Below are 15674 nucleotides of genomic sequence, written 5' to 3'. Positions count from 1 at the left end.
TTCATGCCCCCGGCGTCCGTCGAAGTGCCCATGCCCACCGGAACCCCCGCTCGAACCGTCCCGACCCTGCTCCTTCGCGGGACCGCGCTGCTGCTCGCCGTCCTGGTCGCGACCGGCTGCGCCAGCATCAGGAACATGTTCGGCGGCGACGACGACGAGGCGGAGGGCGTGCCCGTGGAGACGCTCTACGCGCGCGGACACGACTCGATGCGCGGCGGCAACTGGGACACCGCGGAGCGCAACTTCGACCGCCTCGTCGCCCAGTACCCCTACGGCCCCTACACCGAGCAGGCGCTGATGGAGACGGCTTACGCGCAGTACAAGGCCGGCAAGCACGAGGAGGCGATCTCCACGATCGACCGCTTCATCCGCACCTACCCGACCCACCGCAACATCCCCTATTTCTACTACCTGCGCGGCCTGTCGAACTCCAACCGCGACGCGATCTTCCTCCAGCGGGTGTGGACCCTGGACGCCAGCCGGCGCGACCTGGCCGCGCCGACGCAGGCGTTCAACGACTTCAAGATCGTCACCGAGCGGTATCCGAACAGCCGCTACGCGGAGGATGCGCGGGCCCGGATGGCCGCGCTGACGAACCTGTTCGCGCGCCACGAACTGGAAACCGCCATCTACTACATGCGCCGGGAGGCGTGGGTCGCCGCGGCGGGCCGTGCGGAGTACCTGCTCGAGACCTACCCGCAGAGCATGTACCGCAACGACGCGGTGGCCGTGCTGGCGGAGGCCTACACGCAGCTGGGCAACGAGACGCTGGCCGCCGATGCGCGCCGCGTGCTGCAGGAGAACGAGCCGGACCATCCGTGGTTCAGCGGCGACTGGCCCGACCACCCCTGGGCGATCCGCAAGCTGAACCCCTTCGCCGGCGAGAAGTCCGCGCTCGACAACGACTGAGCGCGCGGGGCGCGGGCGCTCAGCCCGCGTAGCCGTTGGTGATCGGGTAGCGGCGTTCGCGCCCGAACGCGCGGCGCGAGACCTTCGGGCCCGGCGCGGCCTGGTGGCGCTTCCACTCGCTGATCCGCACCAGTCGCAGCACCCGCGCGACGGTGTCGCGGTCGTAGCCGGCCGCGACGATCTCCTCGCCCGACTGCTCCTGGTCGACGTACCGCAGCAGGATCCCGTCGAGCACGTCGTAGGGCGGCAGCGAATCCTGGTCCTTCTGGTCGTGGCGCAGCTCGGCCGACGGCGGGCGCTCGATCACGCCCTGCGGCACCACCGGGTCGCCCACCGTGTTTCGCCAGCGGGCCAACTCGTACACCTCGGTCTTGTACAGGTCCTTGAGCGGCGCGTAGCCGCCGCACATGTCGCCGTAGATCGTGGCGTAGCCGACCGCGTACTCGCTCTTGTTGCCGGTTGTCAGCAGGAGGCCGCCGAACTTGTTCGACAGCGCCATCAGCATCGCACCCCGGATGCGCGACTGCAGGTTCTCCTCGGTGGTGTCCGCGGCGCGGCCGTCGAAGGTGTCGGCCAGCGTCGCGAGGTAGGCCTCGAACGGCTGTTCGATCGGCAGGGCCAGGAGCCGCACGCCCTGCGCCGCGCACTGCTCGGCGGCGAGGTCGTTCGACATGCCGGCGGTGTAGCGCGAGGGCATCCGCACCGCGGTGACGTTGTCGGCCCCCAGGGCATCGACCGCGATCGCCAGCGTCACCGACGAATCCAGCCCTCCGGACAGGCCGACCCACGCCTTCCGGAAGCCGTTCTTGGTGCAGTAGTCGCGCGTGCCGCGGACCACGGCGCGCCAGGCGAGCGCGTCGCGGCTTTCGTCCCCGTCGTCGATCCACTGCACGGGCGCGAAGCGGCGTGACGGCGGGTCGTAGTCGACCACCAGCCACTGGTCCATGAAGGCCGCGGCGGACGGATGCACGGTGCCGCCCGCGTCGGCGACCAGCGACCCGCCATCGAACACCACCGCGTCCTGGCCGCCGGTGCAGTTCACGTACGCGACGGCCACGCCAAGCTCGCGCGTGGCCTGTTCGAGCAGCCGGTCGCGGCGCCCGCGCTTGTCGCGCTCGAAGGGCGAGGCGTTGATGGAGAGGATGAGCTCGGCGCCGGCCGCTGCGGTCGAGTGCAGGGGCTCGGCGAACCACATGTCCTCGCACACCAGCAGGCCCAGCCTGACACCCTCGAGCTCGAACACGCAGTCGCCGCCGTCGGGGTCCACGACGAAGTAGCGACGCTCGTCGAAGACCGCGTAGTTGGGCAGCTCGCGCTTGCGGTAGGTGCGCTCGATGACGCCGCACCGCAGGATGCTGGCGGCGTTGTAGACCACCGACCCGGCCGGCTCCGGCCAGCCGACGACGGCGGTGATGCCGGTCGCCGCGGCGGCGATGCGGTGCATCGCGGCCTCGCAGTCGCGCAGGAAGCCCGGTCGCAGCAGCAGGTCCTCGGGCGGGTAGCCCGACAGCGCGAGCTCCGGGAACAGGACCAGGTCCGCGCCGTGCGCGTCGCGCGCCTCGGCGATCATCGCCATGATCCGTTCGGCGTTGTCGTGGACCGCGCCGACCGGGAAGTCGAACTGGGCCAGTGCGATGCGCAGGGGTCGGGTCATGGCGGCGTCTGTCGGGCGCGGACCGGCATTATCGCCGACGCACCGTCGCGCCCGGAAAAACAAAGGGCCACCCGGAGGTGGCCCTTCGCGTGGCGCATCCGGCGTGTGTCAGGCCAGCTTCTTCGCGAGCGCGGCGCCCAGGTCGCCCGGCGACTTCACCGTGGTCACGCCCGCCTTCTCCAGCGCGGCGAACTTGCCCTCGGCCGTGCCCTTGCCACCCGAGGCGATCGCACCGGCGTGGCCCATGCGCTTGCCCGGGGGCGCCGAGGCGCCGGCGATGAACGCCACCACCGGCTTGGTCACGTGCTCGGCGATGAACTCGGCCGCTTCTTCCTCGGCGGTGCCGCCGATCTCGCCGACCAGGATGATGCCCTCGGTCTGCGGGTCGTCCTGGAACAGCGACAGGCAGTCGATGAAGTTCATGCCCTGGATCGGGTCGCCGCCGATGCCAATGCAGGTCGACTGGCCGAGGCCGGCGTCGGTGGTCTGCTTCACGGCCTCGTAGGTCAGCGTGCCGGAACGCGACACGATGCCGACCTTGCCCGGCCTGTGGATGTGGCCCGGCATGATCCCGATCTTGCACTCGCCCGGGGTGATGATGCCGGGGCAGTTGGGGCCGATCAGGGTCACGTCGTCGTACGCGGCCAGCGCGTGCTTGACGCGCAGCATGTCCAGCACCGGGATGCCCTCGGTGATGCACACGATCACCCGGATGCCGGCGTCGGCGGCCTCGAGGATCGCATCGGCCGCGAACGGCGGCGGCACGTAGATGACCGAGGCGTCGGCGCCGGTCTCCTCGACCGCGTCGGCGACGGTGTTGAACACCGGCAGCCCGAGGTGCTCGGTGCCGCCCTTGCCGGGCGTGACGCCGCCGACGACCTTGGTGCCGTACTCGAGCATCTGCTCGGCGTGGAAGGTGCCCTGCGTGCCCGTGAAGCCCTGCACGATGACGCGGGTGCTCTTGTTGACCAGAACGCTCATTTCGATTCGATTCCCTTGGATGTCGTCCCGGGCGCAGCGAGGGACCTGCTTTTCATCGCCCCCAGGGGCGCGCGTCGTGAAGCAGGTTCGTCGCCTCGCTCGGCACGACAGGATTGTCAGGCGGCCTTGACGGCCTCGACGGCCTTCTTCGCGCCGTCGTTGATGTCGTCGGCGGCGATGATCTTCAGGCCGGAATTGCGCAGCAGTTCCTTGCCGGCCTCCACGTTCGTGCCCTCGAGGCGGACGATGACCGGCACCTCGACGCCGACCTCCTTGACCGCCGCGATGATGCCCTCGGCGATCATGTCGCAGCGGACGATGCCGCCGAAGATGTTGACGAAGATCGCCTTCACCCGGTCGCTGGACAGGATGAGCTTGAACGCCTCGGTCACGCGCTCCTTGGTCGCGCCGCCGCCCACGTCGAGGAAGTTCGCGGGGGAACCGCCCTCGAGCTGGATGACGTCCATGGTCGCCATCGCCAGGCCCGCGCCATTGACCATGCAGCCGATGTCGCCGTCCATGGTCACGTAGTTGAGGTCGTGCTGGCTGGCCTGGACCTCGGTCGGGTCCTCCTGGCGGATGTCGCGCATCGCGACCAGTTCCGGGTGGCGGAACGCGGCGTTGTCGTCGGAGTTGACCTTGCCGTCGAGCACCGCGAGGTCGCCGCTCTTGAGGATCGCCAGCGGGTTGAGCTCGACCAGCGCCAGGTCCTTCTCGTTGAACAGGCGGAACAGGCCCAGCATCAGCTTGGTGAGCTGGTTGACCTGCTTGGCGGTCAGGCCCATCGCGAAGCCGAGCTCGCGGCACTGGTAGGGCTGCAGGCCGGCCACGTAGTCCACGTGCAGGGTCTTGATCGCGTCCGGGTTCTCCTCGGCGACCGTCTCGATCTCCACCCCGCCCTCTGCCGACGCGATGAAGGTCACCGCGCGCGCGGAGCGGTCGACCAGCATCGACAGGTACAGCTCCTTGGCGATATCGGTGGCCTGCGTGACCAGCACGCTGTCGACCGGGAGCGCGACGCCGGCGGTCTGGTAGGTGGACATCTTCGAACCGAGCATCGCGTCCGCGTGCTGGCGCACCTCGTCCAGGCTGCGGCAGAGCTTCACGCCGCCGGCCTTGCCGCGCCCGCCGGCGTGGATCTGGGCCTTCACGACCCAGAAGTCGCCGCCGATGGCCTTGGCGGCGTCGACGGCCTCCTCGGCGGTGCGGGCGACGCGCCCGGGCGGAACGGGGATGCCGAAATCGGCGAGCAGCTGCTTGGCCTGGTACTCGTGGAAGTTCATGGGTCACCGGTGGGAGGGGGGAGCGGCCGGCCGCGGCGCACGGGCCGCGGCGGCGATCCGCGCCTGCGCCTGGCGGCGTGCGCGGTGGCCGGCCATTGTCGCCGATGGGCGCCCCCCGGGCAAAACCGCCGGCCCGCCGCCCTATACTCCGGGCACCTTGCAGGGGACCGGGCTTGCCGCGCAGCCACGCCGACGCCGTCGATCTGGACGCCGCGCTGCAACGCGAGCTCCACTCCTTCGCGCTCTACCGCGTGCTGGAGGCGGCGCTGCTCGCGCTGGTGGTGTTCAGCCCCGCGGGTGCCCTGATCGACACGCCGGCGCACCTCGGCCTCGGGCGCGCGGTCGCCGTCGCCTACCTCACGGCCGGCCTGCTCTTCCTGCTGACCACGCGCGGCGGCTTCCGGCTGCGGACTCAGGCGCTGCTGGGCATCGCGGTCGACATCGTCGTGGCGGTGCTGGCGACGCATGCGCTCCCGGAGTCCGGCTCCGGGATCGCGCTGATGCTCCTGTTCAACGTCGGCGCCGCGGCACTGCTCCTCCCGCTGTCCCTGGGCATGGGCGCCGCGGTCCTGGCGGCCGCGGGGCTGGTCGCCCAGCAGGTCTTCGCGACCATCACGGGCATGAGCCCGCAGCGCCCGCTGGCCGAACTGCTCATGTTCGCGGTGAGCTTCCTGGCCATCGCCACGCTCACCCACCTGTTCGCGCGGCAGATGCGCGCCAGCCACGTGCTGGCCGAGCAGCGCGGCCTGCGGGCCAGCAGCATGGCGGAGATCAACGAACTGATCATCCGCCGCATGCGCACCGGCGTGCTGCTGGTGGACGGCGACGACCACCTCCGGCTCGCCAACGAGGCCGCGCTCGCCCAGCTGGGCGGGCCCGCCGAGGCGCAACCGGCGCTGGCGACCGCGGCCCCGGAATTGGCGCGCCGCCTGCGGCGCTGGCGGGCCGAGGGCAACACCGACGACGCGCCGATCCGCTTCGCGTCCGACCAGACCGAGGTCATCCCCCGCTTCACCCGGCTGCTGGCCGACCAGGAGCACGTGCTGGTGTTCCTGGACGACGCGTCGATGCTGTCGCGGCGCGCCGAGTCGATGACGCTGGCGACGCTCGGCCGGTTCTCCGCGAGCCTGGCGCACGAGATCCGCAACCCGCTCGCGGCGATCAACTACGCAGCGCAGCTGCTGGAGGAATCGCCCGACATCCCGACGTCCGACCGCCGGATGCTGGAGATCATCCACCAGCAGTGCATGCGGATGAACGCGATCGTCGAGAACGTCCTCGGGTTGGCGCGGCGCGAGCGTGCGCAACCCGAGCACGTCGACCTGGTCGCGATCGGCCGCCGGTTCGTCGAGGAGTACCTGGCCAGCCATCCGATCGAGGGCGACATCCTGCAGCTCCGCCACGACCAGGGCTCGGTGCCCGCGCTCGCGGATCCGCGCCAGCTCCACCAAGTCCTGACGGCGCTGGTGTCCAACGCGCTCGCCTACGGCCGCGTACCGGGGGAGCCGGCGCGGGTCACGGTCCACGTGCGTGGCGGCGCCGGGGCGCCGACGGTCGACGTGCTGGACCGCGGACCGGGCATGCCCGAGTCCGTCGCGGCCCAGCTGTTCAGGCCCTTCTTCACCACCTCCGAGCACGGGACGGGCCTGGGCCTGTACATCGCGCGGGAGCTCTGCCGGGCGAACCAGGCCAGCCTGGAGCACGTCGCGATGCCCGGCGGGGGCACCTGTTTCAGGATCCGCCTGCCCGCGCCCCACGCCCTGCTCCCGGCGTGACGGCCCGGGATTGGCCGCGACCCGGCCTTGGGCTAAGGTGCCCCGCGAAGAGGGCGACGCATGAGTGATCGACGCAGCGCGCTCGTCGTCGACGACGAGCGTGACATCCGGGAACTGCTGGTCCTGACGCTGGGGCGCATGGGCCTGCGGACCGACACCGCCGCGAGCCTCGCGGACGCACGCGCGCAACTCGCGCAGGCGCGCTACGACCTGTGCCTGACGGACATGCGCCTGCCCGACGGCTCGGGCATCGACCTGGTGGCGGAGATCTCCCGCGACCATCCCGACACGCCGACCGCGGTGATCACCGCGTTCGGCAACGTCGAGGCGGCGGTCGACGCGCTCAAGGCCGGCGCGTTCGACTTCGTCTCCAAGCCGGTGGACCTCGCCGTGTTGCGCGGCCTCGTGCAGCACGCGCTCCGGCTCGACCAGGCGGGCCCCGCCCCGGCCGCCGCGGCGACCGGCGGCCCGCCCCGCCTGCACGGCGACTCGCCCGCGATCGTCGCGTTGCGCGAAACGATCGGGAAGGTCGCGCGCAGCCAGGCACCGGTGTACATCGTCGGCGAATCGGGCGTGGGCAAGGAACTGGTGGCGCGCACGATCCACGAGCAGGGCGCGCGCGCGTCGGGCCCGTTCGTTCCCGTCAACTGCGGCGCGATCCCGACCGAGCTCATGGAGAGCGAGTTCTTCGGCCACCGCAAGGGAAGCTTCACCGGCGCGCACGCGGACAAGCACGGCCTGTTCCAGGCCGCCGACGGCGGCACGCTCTTCCTCGACGAGGTCGCCGAGCTGCCCCTGCAGATGCAGGTCAAGCTGCTGCGCGCGATCCAGGAGCGCTCCGTCCGCCCCGTGGGCGCGAATGCGGAAGTGCCCGTGGACGTGCGGATCCTGTCCGCCACCCACAAGGACCTCGGCCAGCTCGTCGACGACGGCCGGTTCCGGCAGGACCTCTACTACCGCATCAACGTCATCGAGCTGCGGGTCCCCCCCCTGCGCGAGCGCGGCGAGGACCTCGCGGGGCTGGCCGCCGCGATCCTGAAGCGGCTGTCCGCGGGGCAGCACCGGGCGCCGCCGGCGCTGGACGGCGACGCGCTCGAGGCGATGCGCGCCTACGCCTTCCCGGGCAACGTGCGCGAACTCGAGAACATCCTCGAGCGGGCGCTCGCGCTCACCGAGGGCGAGACGATCGGCCGGGAGGACCTGCGCCTGCCGTCCGCCCGGACGGCGTCCCCACCCGCGGCCTACCCGCCGGGCCTGCGCGATCCGTCCACGATCGATCCGAGGGAGAGCGCCGCGAGCGCGCTGCCGAGCTACATCGAGGAGATCGAGCGCAACGCGATCCAGCAGGCGCTCGAGGACAACAAGTACAACAAGACCAAGGCGGCCGCGCAGCTGGGGATCACGTTCCGCGCGCTGCGCTACAAGCTCAAGAAGCTCGGGATCGACTGATCCCCCGCCCGGTGGCGCCGGCGCGCATCGGGCGCGCCGGACCGCACTCCACCATCAACGTCCGTCGACGGCCACGTAGTCGCGCTGCGCCGCGCCCGTGTAGACCTGGCGCGGGCGGCCGATGCGGTTCTCCGGGTCGTCCTGCTGCTCCAGCCAGTGGCTCACCCAGCCCGCGGTGCGCGCGATGGCGAACATCACGGTGAACATCTCGGTCGGGATGCCCAGCGCCTTGTAGATGATGCCGGAGTAGAAGTCGACGTTCGGGTACAGCTTGCGCTGCACGAAATAGTCGTCCTTGAGCGCCGCCTCCTCCAGGCGCATCGCCACGTCGAGCAGCGGGTCGTCCACGCCCAGCTCGTCGAGCACCTGGTGGCACATCTCGCGGATGATCTTCGCGCGCGGGTCGAAGTTCTTGTACACGCGGTGGCCGAAGCCCATCAGGCGGAAGCCGGACGCCTTGTCCTTCGCCTTCGCGATCGCGTCGCCCACGTTCTCCGGGCGTTCGATTTCCTCGAGCATCTTGAGCACGGCCTCGTTGGCGCCGCCGTGCGCGGGCCCCCACAGCGCCGCGACGCCGGCGGCGACGCACGCGTACGGGTTGGCGCCGGTCGAACCGACCAGGCGCACCGTCGAGGTCGAGGCGTTCTGCTCGTGGTCCGCGTGCAGGATGAACAGCAGGTCCATTGCCCGCGCCGCGACCGGGTTGAGCTCCAGCGGCTCGCTCGGCACTTCCTTGAGCATGTGGAGGAAGCGCGTGGTGTACTCGAGGTTGTTGCGCGGATAGCGCAGCGGCCAGCCGATCGAATAGCGGTAGCACGCCGCCGCGATCGTCGGCACCTTCGCGATCAGGCGGATCGCGGCCATCCGGCGGTGCTCGGGATCCTCGATGTCCAGGTCGTTGTGGTAGAAGCTCGCCATCGAGCCGAGCATGCCCACCAGCATCGCCATCGGATGCGCGTCGTGCCGGAAGCCGCCGAGGAACTTCTTGAAGGCCTCGTGCATCATCGTGTGATGCGTGACCTCGTGCTCGAACGTCGAGAACGCGCCCGCCGACGGAAGCTCGCCGTGCATCAGCAGGTACGCGACCTCGAGGAAGCTCGACTTCTCGGCCAGCTGCTCGATCGGGTAGCCGCGGTACAGCAGCACGCCGGCATCGCCGTCGATGTAGGTGATGGCCGACTTGCAGCTGGCGGTCGCGCCGAAGCCCGGGTCGTAGGTGAAGCAGCCGGTCGCCTTGGGGAGCTTCGCGATCTCGATGCACGGGTTGCCGAGGACCGGCTTGACCACCGGCAGGTCCACGGAGGCATCGGCGGCGTTGAGGGTCACCTGGTCGGGCGCTGTCTGTTCGGGCACGGGGGCTCCTTTCCGGATCTTCGGCGTCATCGTCGGCGTCGCGCCGCTCGGCTGACGCCCGGGGGGTTCGACATCGCGGCGGCGCACGGCTGCGCGGCCACGGAAACCGCCATTATCGCATAGGGTCGCGCAGCGGTCGGGCACCGCGGGGCGGCGCGGCGCCGTGACCGCCGCCCTGAAACGCGAACGGCCGCCCTTCGGCGGCCATTGCGTCCCACGTCCGGCAGGGCCGGCGCGGTGCGTCGATTACTTCTGCGCGTAGCGCTTGCGGAACTTGTCCACGCGACCGCTCGTATCGACGATCTTGTGCTGGCCCGTATAGAACGGGTGCGAGGACGAGGAGATCTCGACCTTGACCAGCGGGTACTCGTTGCCGTCCTCCCACTTGACCGTCTCCTTGCTGGAGAGCGTCGAGCGCGTGAGGATCTTGAAATCAGAGGTCACGTCCTGGAACACGACCTCGCGGTATTCGGGATGGATGCCGGCCTTCATGGCTGCCACCAAAGTGCACGGGGAAAGCGCGGCAGTATAGCGGACGATTCCCGGCCGCCGCAAGCGCCCTGTCCGCCTGGTTCAGGCCGCCGGGAGGCCCAGGGCGGCCTGGAGCCGGGCCTCGAACGCGGACTGGTCGTAGCTGGCGAGGATGGCCACGTTGTCGGGCGCCCCGCCCCGCCGTTCCCAGTCGACCACCGTGGCGCCCCGGGTATGGCGGCCGTCCAGTTCCACGCACATCGGCCGGGGCACGAGCGCCCCGCCGGACGGCGCGAGCGCCTGGGCCATGGCGAGTGCGTCCGCGGAATGCCAGCGGTCGCCGCGGCGGTCGACGGCCCGCGCCCGCGCCTGCCGGGAGATCGCGTCGTAGAAGCGCGCCGCGCCGGTGTCCGCCGCCAGCCACGCCTCGAAGTCGGCGAGCGGGAACCCGTGGCGCAGGACCGCCTCCCAGTCGACCAGTTCGATCCGTGGGCCATCCGGGCCCGGCGGGAAGCCCTCGAACACGATCTGCGCCGCCTCCGGGTCCACCGCGATGTTGAACTCGGCCGCCGCGGTGATGTTGCCCCGCGCGGTCACCGCGCCGCCCATGACCACCAGGCGGGCGATGCGCTCGTGCAGCGTCGGGTCGAGCTTCAGCGCCAGCGCGATGTTGGTGAGCGGCCCGAGCGCGACCAGCACCAGCCGCCCCGCGTGCGCGTGCGACAGGCGCAGGATGGCGAGCGAGGCATGCTCCGGCTCGACCGTGCCCGGCGGTGCCGGCAGCCCGGCGTCGCCGAAGCCGTCCTCGCCATGGACGAAGGCTGCGTCCTCCGCCGGGTGCAGGAGCGGCTCGGCGCAACCGGCGAACACGGGCACGCTTTCCCGGCCCGCGGTCTCGCGAAGCTTCAGCGCGTTGCGCAGCGTGTGCTCCAGGCCGACGTTGCCCGCCGCCACGGTCAGTCCGACGACGTCGTGCGCGTCGTCGGCGAACGCCATGAGGATCGCGAGGGCGTCGTCGATGCCCGGGTCGGTGTCGATGAGCAGCGGGATGCGGTTGGCCATCGCCGGATTATGGCCGATGCGCCGCGCCGCTCAGGCGCCCGCGAAGCGCGAGGCGCCGCCGACCCAGCGCTCGACGATGCGGTCGGCCAGCGCCGGCTCCCCGGCGAGGAGCGCGTCGGCCAGCGCGTGCACGCGCGGTAGGAGCGCGGCATCGCGCGCGAGGTCGGCGACGCGGAACGCCGCGAGCCCGGTCTGACGCGTGCCGAGCAGCTCGCCCGGGCCGCGCAGCTCGAGGTCCTTCTCGGCGATCACGAAACCGTCGCTGGTCGTGCGCATCGTCTCCAGCCGCTCGCGGGCCAGCGCGGACAGGGGCGGCTGGTACATCAGCACGCAGCTCGAGGCCGCGCTGCCGCGGCCCACCCGCCCGCGCAACTGGTGCAATTGCGCCAGGCCGAGGCGCTCGGCGTTCTCGACGATCATCAGCGACGCGTTGGACACGTCGACGCCGACCTCGATCACCGTGGTCGCGACCAGCAGGTCGACGGCGCCGTCCTTGAACGCGCGCATGGCCGCCTGCTTCTCGGCCGCCTTCATCCGCCCGTGCACGAAGCCGACGCGCAGGCCGGGCAGCGCGGCGGTCAGCGATTCGAAGGTCGTCTGCGCCGCCTGCGCGGTGACCTCGTCGCTCTCGTCGATCAGGGTGCAGACCCAGTACGCCTGCCGCCCCTCGGCGCAGGCGGCGCGGATGCGTTCGACCAGCTCCGGTCGTCGGCCGGCACCGAGCACGACCGTCTGCACCGGCGTGCGGCCCGGCGGCAGCTCGTCGATCGCGGACACGTCCAGGTCCGCGTAGGCCGACATCGCCAGCGTCCGCGGGATGGGCGTGGCGGTCATCACCAGCTGGTGCGGGACGGCGCCGTCGTCGCCTCCCTTGTCGCGCAGCGCGAGTCGCTGGTGCACGCCGAACCGGTGCTGCTCGTCGACGATGGCGAGCGCGAGGTCGTGGAACCCGACGCCCGCCTGCATCAGCGCGTGCGTGCCGACGACCACCTGCGCCTCGCCGGACGCGACCCGCTCCAGCGCGCGCGCCCGCGCCTTGCCGGTCACCTTGCCGGCCAGCCATTCGACCTCGACGCCGAGCGGCGCCAGCCAGCCCCGGAGGTTGGCCAGGTGCTGTTCGGCGAGCAGTTCGGTGGGCGCCATCAGCGCCGCCTGTTTCCCCTGCTCCACCGCCAGCAGCGCCGCGAGCGCCGCGACCACGGTCTTGCCGGAGCCCACGTCGCCCTGCACCAGCCGCAACATCGGCCTGGGGCGCGCGAGGTCGGCGCGCACCGCGTCGAAGACCCGGTCCTGCGCCGCCGTCAACGCGAACGGCAGCGCGTCGCGAAGCCGCCCGGCAAGGACGCCGGGGCCCGCCAGCGGCGCCGCGTGGTGCGCCTGCAGCGCGATGCGACGTCGCCGCAGCGAAAGATGGTGGGCGAGCAGTTCCTCGATCGCGAGCCGTCGCTGCGCGGGATGCGTGCCGGCCAGCAGGGCCGCCACGTCCGCGTCCGGCGGCGGTCGGTGCACCGTGAGCAGCGCCTCGCGGAGCGACGGCAGTCCGAGCTCCGCGCGAACGGACGCGGGCAGCAGTTCGAGTGCGCCGTCGTCCGGCAGGCGGTCGAGGGCGGCGGCGATCAAGCGGCGCAGGCTGGCGGGGCCGATGCCCTCGATCGCGGGGTAGACGGGATCCAGTCGGTCGCTGGTGTCCTCCCCAGGGCCGCCAAGCAGGCGGTAGCTCGGGTGCACGATCTCGAGGCCATGCTGCCCGGGTCGCGGCGTGCCGTAGCAGCGGATCCGCGCGCCCGGCGCGAACTGCGCGGCCTGCGACGCCCGGAAGTGGAAGAAGCGCAGCACCAGGGTCGAGCGCGAGTCGTCGCCGATCGCCACGCGCAGGACGGGGCGGTAGCGGAAGCCGCGCTCCACGGCCTCCACCCGCCCTTCCACCTGTGCCGCCTCGCCCGGCCTGAGGTCGCGGATCGGCGTGATCCGGGTGCGGTCCTCGTACTGCCGCGGCAACTGCAGCCAGAGGTCCTGCAGCCGGGTCATGCCACGCGCGGCGAACTTCTCCGCGACGCGCGGGCCCACGCCCGGCAGGGACGACAGCGGGACTTCCCCGGCGGGCATGAGCGCCGGGGCGTCCGCGCGCGCGCGCTGGCGGCCCCGCGGCACGGCTCAGCCGGTGACCAGGACCGCGTCGACCTCGAAGCGCGCCCCCTTGGGCAGCGCGGACACGCCGATCGTGGAGCGCGCCGGGTACGGCGCCTCGAAGTATTCGGACATCACCGCGTTGACCGCGGCGAATTCCGACAGGTCGACGAGGTAGAGCCCCAGCCGCTGCACGTCGCCGAGCGTCCCGCCGGCGGCCTCGCAGACCGCACGCAGGTTGTCGAACGCGCGCCGCGCCTGCGCGGCGATGTCGCCGTCCACCAGTTCGCCGGTCGCGGGGTCGAGCGGGATCTGGCCCGACAGGTAGACCGTGGCGCCGGCGCGCACGGCCTGCGAATACGGGCCGATCGCGGCGGGTGCGCGGTCGGTCTGGATCGGGGATCGGGGCATGGTCGTCGCCTTCGGGGATGCCCCGCGATTCTAGGCGAGCGGCGCGCGCGGTGCGCGCGGGTCAGAGCCGCTGCACGCCGTGCACCGCACCGAGCCTGCGGACGCGGCGGATCACGTCCGCGAGGTGCTTGCGGTCGCTGACTTCGAGCGAGAACCGCATCACCGCCACGTTGGTGTCGCGCTCCAGGTACTCGATGCCGTCGATGTTCGACTCGGCCTGCGCCACCGAGGCGGCCACCTGCGCGAGCACGCCGGGGCGGTTGTCGACTTCGATGCGCAGCGCCGCGTGGAAGTCGCCCGAGACCTGGCGGTCCCAGCCGATGCCCACCCAGCGCTCCGGCGACTTGCGGTACTCGGTGACGTTGGGGCAGTCCATGCGGTGCACGACGATGCCGCGCCCGGCGGTGTGGTAGCCCATGATGTCGTCGCCGGGAATGGGCATGCAGCAGTTGGCGAAGCTGATCACCCCGCCCTCCTGCCCGGTGATCAGGATGCGCTCGCCGCCCGCGGTCGCCTGCATCGCATCGACCAGGTCGGGCGTGTCGGGCGCCAGCCGCACCAGCACCTGCGCGACGTGTGCCGGCATCCGGTTGCCCAGCGCGATGTCCGCCAGCAGCGCCTCCAGCCGCGGATAGCGGTGTTCGGCGAGGTAGCCGTCCAGTCGCCCGACGGGCAGGCGGTCGAGCGAGGTGCCCAGTGCCTCCAGCGCGCGGTCGAGCATGCGGTGGCCCAGCTGCACCGCGTCCTCGTGCTCGAGGTGCTTGAGCTGGTGCCGGATCGCGGTGCGCGCCTTGCCCGTGACCACCACCTCCAGCCACTGCGGCTTGGGCGAGGCGGACCGGGCGGTGATGATCTCCACGCGCTGGCCGCTCGCCAGCTTGGTGCGCAGCGGCACCAGCTTCTTGTCCACGCGCGCGGCGACCGCGTGGTTGCCGATGTCGGTGTGCACGGCGTAGGCGAAGTCGATCGCGGTCGCGTTGCGCGGCAGCGACAGGATCTCGCCGCGCGGGGTGAACAGGTAGACCTCGTCCGGGAACAGGTCGACCTTGACGTTCTCGAGGAATTCGAGCGACGACCCGGTCGACCGCTGCGATTCGACGAGGTTGGCGATCCAGGCATGCGCCCGCGCCTGCGCGCTGTTCGGCGCCTCGCCCCCGTGCTTGTACGACCAGTGCGCGGCCACGCCGCGCTCGGCGATCAGGTCCATCTCCTCGGTGCGCAGCTGCACCTCGACCGGCGCGCCGTACGGCCCGAACAGCACCGTGTGCAGCGACTGGTAGCCGTTGGCCTTCGGAATGGCGATGAAGTCGCGGAACCGCCCATCCAGCGGCTTGAACACCGAATGCACGATGCCGAGCGCGTGGTAGCAGTCCGCGACGGACCCGACCACGACCCGGAACCCGAACACGTCCATGACCTGGTCGAAGGACTTCCCCTCCGCGCGCATCTTCGAATAGATGCTCCAGGGCGACTTCACCCGGCCGACCAGCCGGTGGCGCAGGCCTTCCTTCGCCAGCCGCTGCGCGAGCTGCGTCTCGATCTTCGCCAGTGCCTCGCGGCGGACGACGGGCTGGGTGCGGATGCGCTTCTCCAGCACGGCGTGGCGCCACGGGTGCAGCGCGCGGAACCCGAGGTCCTGCAGCTCGGCCTTGATCAGGTTCATGCCCAGCCGCTGGGCGATCGGCGCGTGGATCTCCAGCGTCTCGCGTGCGATGCGGCGCCGCGCCTCCGGGCCCTGCGCGCCGAGCGTGCGCATGTTGTGCAGGCGGTCGGCGAGCTTGATCAGGATGACGCGCAGGTCGCGCGACATCGCCAGCAGCATCTTGCGGAAGCTTTCCGCGGCGGCTTCCTGCCGGTCGCGGAAATGCAGCTTGTCCAGCTTGGTGACGCCGTCGACCAGGTCCGCGACGGTCTCGCCGAAGCCCGAGGCGATCGCCTCGTGGGTCAGCGGGGTGTCCTCGATGGTGTCGTGGAGGATGGCGGCCGCCAGCGTCTCCACGTCCAGGCGCATGTCGGCCAGCACGCGGGCGACGGCGACCGGATGGGTGATGTACGGCTCGCCGGACTTGCGCGACTGCCCGGCATGCGCGGCCGCACCCACCGTCCAGGCGCGATGCAGCAGCGCGCGCTGCGCCTCCGGGAGGTAGGCGGTCGCGGTCTCGAACTCCCGCATGTAGTCGGGCAGCGGATCGCCCCCGC

The 15674-nt window shown here is 71.6% G+C and carries 12 protein-coding genes; 3 read left to right on the top strand and 9 right to left on the bottom strand.

Going from position 1 to position 15674, the window contains the following annotated elements; translation table 11 throughout:
• The first annotated feature begins 30 nt into the window (after positions 1-30).
• On the top strand, positions 31-909 hold the full coding sequence (locus ACYU7H_RS05260) for an outer membrane protein assembly factor BamD (protein ID WP_460813117.1): 879 nt from the start codon (positions 31-33) through the stop codon (positions 907-909).
• A 19-nt stretch (positions 910-928) separates the two neighbouring features.
• On the opposite strand, the gene ACYU7H_RS05255 is transcribed toward ACYU7H_RS05260, so the two are convergent.
• The 3 genes from ACYU7H_RS05255 to sucC form a co-directional block, all read right to left on the bottom strand.
• Positions 929-2563 (bottom strand): NAD+ synthase, encoded by a 1635-nt coding sequence (locus tag ACYU7H_RS05255; RefSeq protein ID WP_460813116.1) that lies wholly within the window; start codon positions 2561-2563, stop codon positions 929-931.
• 108 nt (positions 2564-2671) lie between these two features.
• Positions 2672-3544, bottom strand: a complete 873-nt coding sequence (gene sucD, locus ACYU7H_RS05250; protein WP_460813115.1) for a succinate--CoA ligase subunit alpha — start codon at positions 3542-3544, stop codon at positions 2672-2674.
• Between the two features lie 116 nt (positions 3545-3660).
• The gene (sucC, locus tag ACYU7H_RS05245; protein ID WP_460813114.1) at positions 3661-4827 is read right to left on the bottom strand and encodes an ADP-forming succinate--CoA ligase subunit beta; all 1167 of its coding nucleotides are present in this window, start codon (positions 4825-4827) and stop codon (positions 3661-3663) included.
• A gap of 173 nt (positions 4828-5000) precedes the next feature.
• Between sucC and ACYU7H_RS05240 the strand changes: the two genes are divergently transcribed.
• Both ACYU7H_RS05240 and ACYU7H_RS05235 read left to right on the top strand, forming a co-directional pair.
• A complete protein-coding gene (locus ACYU7H_RS05240; protein WP_460813113.1) occupies positions 5001-6602 on the top strand; it encodes a sensor histidine kinase in 1602 nt (533 codons plus the stop codon).
• Between the two features lie 60 nt (positions 6603-6662).
• Positions 6663-8051 carry a sigma-54-dependent transcriptional regulator gene (locus ACYU7H_RS05235; protein WP_460813112.1) on the top strand — a complete coding sequence of 463 codons (1389 nt, stop codon included), beginning with the start codon at positions 6663-6665 and terminating at the stop codon, positions 8049-8051.
• A gap of 54 nt (positions 8052-8105) precedes the next feature.
• Here the strand turns inward: ACYU7H_RS05235 and ACYU7H_RS05230 are convergent, their stop codons facing one another.
• From ACYU7H_RS05230 to ACYU7H_RS05205, 6 genes are all read right to left on the bottom strand, one after another.
• Positions 8106-9404: a citrate synthase gene (locus ACYU7H_RS05230; RefSeq protein WP_460813111.1), complete on the bottom strand. Its 1299-nt coding sequence runs from the start codon at positions 9402-9404 to the stop codon at positions 8106-8108.
• 246 nt (positions 9405-9650) lie between these two features.
• Positions 9651-9896 carry a type B 50S ribosomal protein L31 gene (locus tag ACYU7H_RS05225; protein ID WP_460813110.1) on the bottom strand — a complete coding sequence of 82 codons (246 nt, stop codon included), beginning with the start codon at positions 9894-9896 and terminating at the stop codon, positions 9651-9653.
• An 81-nt stretch (positions 9897-9977) separates the two neighbouring features.
• A complete protein-coding gene (locus tag ACYU7H_RS05220; RefSeq protein WP_460813109.1) occupies positions 9978-10937 on the bottom strand; it encodes a nucleoside hydrolase in 960 nt (319 codons plus the stop codon).
• A 30-nt stretch (positions 10938-10967) separates the two neighbouring features.
• Positions 10968-13043, bottom strand: a complete 2076-nt coding sequence (gene recG, locus ACYU7H_RS05215) for an ATP-dependent DNA helicase RecG (RefSeq protein ID WP_460813108.1) — start codon at positions 13041-13043, stop codon at positions 10968-10970.
• A gap of 48 nt (positions 13044-13091) precedes the next feature.
• Complete coding sequence (locus ACYU7H_RS05210) at positions 13092-13475, bottom strand: RidA family protein (protein WP_460813107.1); 384 nt, start codon at positions 13473-13475, stop codon at positions 13092-13094.
• A gap of 61 nt (positions 13476-13536) precedes the next feature.
• A complete protein-coding gene (locus ACYU7H_RS05205) occupies positions 13537-15648 on the bottom strand; it encodes a RelA/SpoT family protein (protein WP_460813948.1) in 2112 nt (703 codons plus the stop codon).
• Between the last annotated feature and the right edge of the window lie 26 nt (positions 15649-15674).

It is taken from the genome of Luteimonas pelagia (assembly GCF_054776035.1).
The sequence above is the reverse complement of the archived record's forward strand: the minus strand, read 5'-3'. Positions and strand labels throughout refer to the sequence as shown.

Bases quoted from the DNA above. Each gene is read 5' to 3' on its own strand.
- ACYU7H_RS05260 (WP_460813117.1), top strand. From the start codon at position 31: ATGCCCACCGGAACCCCCGCTCGAACCGTCCCGACCCTGCTCCTTCGC.
- ACYU7H_RS05255 (WP_460813116.1), bottom strand. From the start codon at position 2,563: ATGACCCGACCCCTGCGCATCGCACTGGCCCAGTTCGACTTCCCGGTC.
- sucD (WP_460813115.1), bottom strand. From the start codon at position 3,544: ATGAGCGTTCTGGTCAACAAGAGCACCCGCGTCATCGTGCAGGGCTTC.
- sucC (WP_460813114.1), bottom strand. From the start codon at position 4,827: ATGAACTTCCACGAGTACCAGGCCAAGCAGCTGCTCGCCGATTTCGGC.
- ACYU7H_RS05235 (WP_460813112.1), top strand. From the start codon at position 6,663: ATGAGTGATCGACGCAGCGCGCTCGTCGTCGACGACGAGCGTGACATC.
- ACYU7H_RS05225 (WP_460813110.1), bottom strand. From the start codon at position 9,896: ATGAAGGCCGGCATCCATCCCGAATACCGCGAGGTCGTGTTCCAGGAC.
- ACYU7H_RS05220 (WP_460813109.1), bottom strand. From the start codon at position 10,937: ATGGCCAACCGCATCCCGCTGCTCATCGACACCGACCCGGGCATCGAC.
- recG (WP_460813108.1), bottom strand. From the start codon at position 13,043: ATGCCCGCCGGGGAAGTCCCGCTGTCGTCCCTGCCGGGCGTGGGCCCG.
- ACYU7H_RS05210 (WP_460813107.1), bottom strand. From the start codon at position 13,475: ATGCCCCGATCCCCGATCCAGACCGACCGCGCACCCGCCGCGATCGGC.
- ACYU7H_RS05205 (WP_460813948.1), bottom strand. From the start codon at position 15,648: ATGCGGGAGTTCGAGACCGCGACCGCCTACCTCCCGGAGGCGCAGCGC.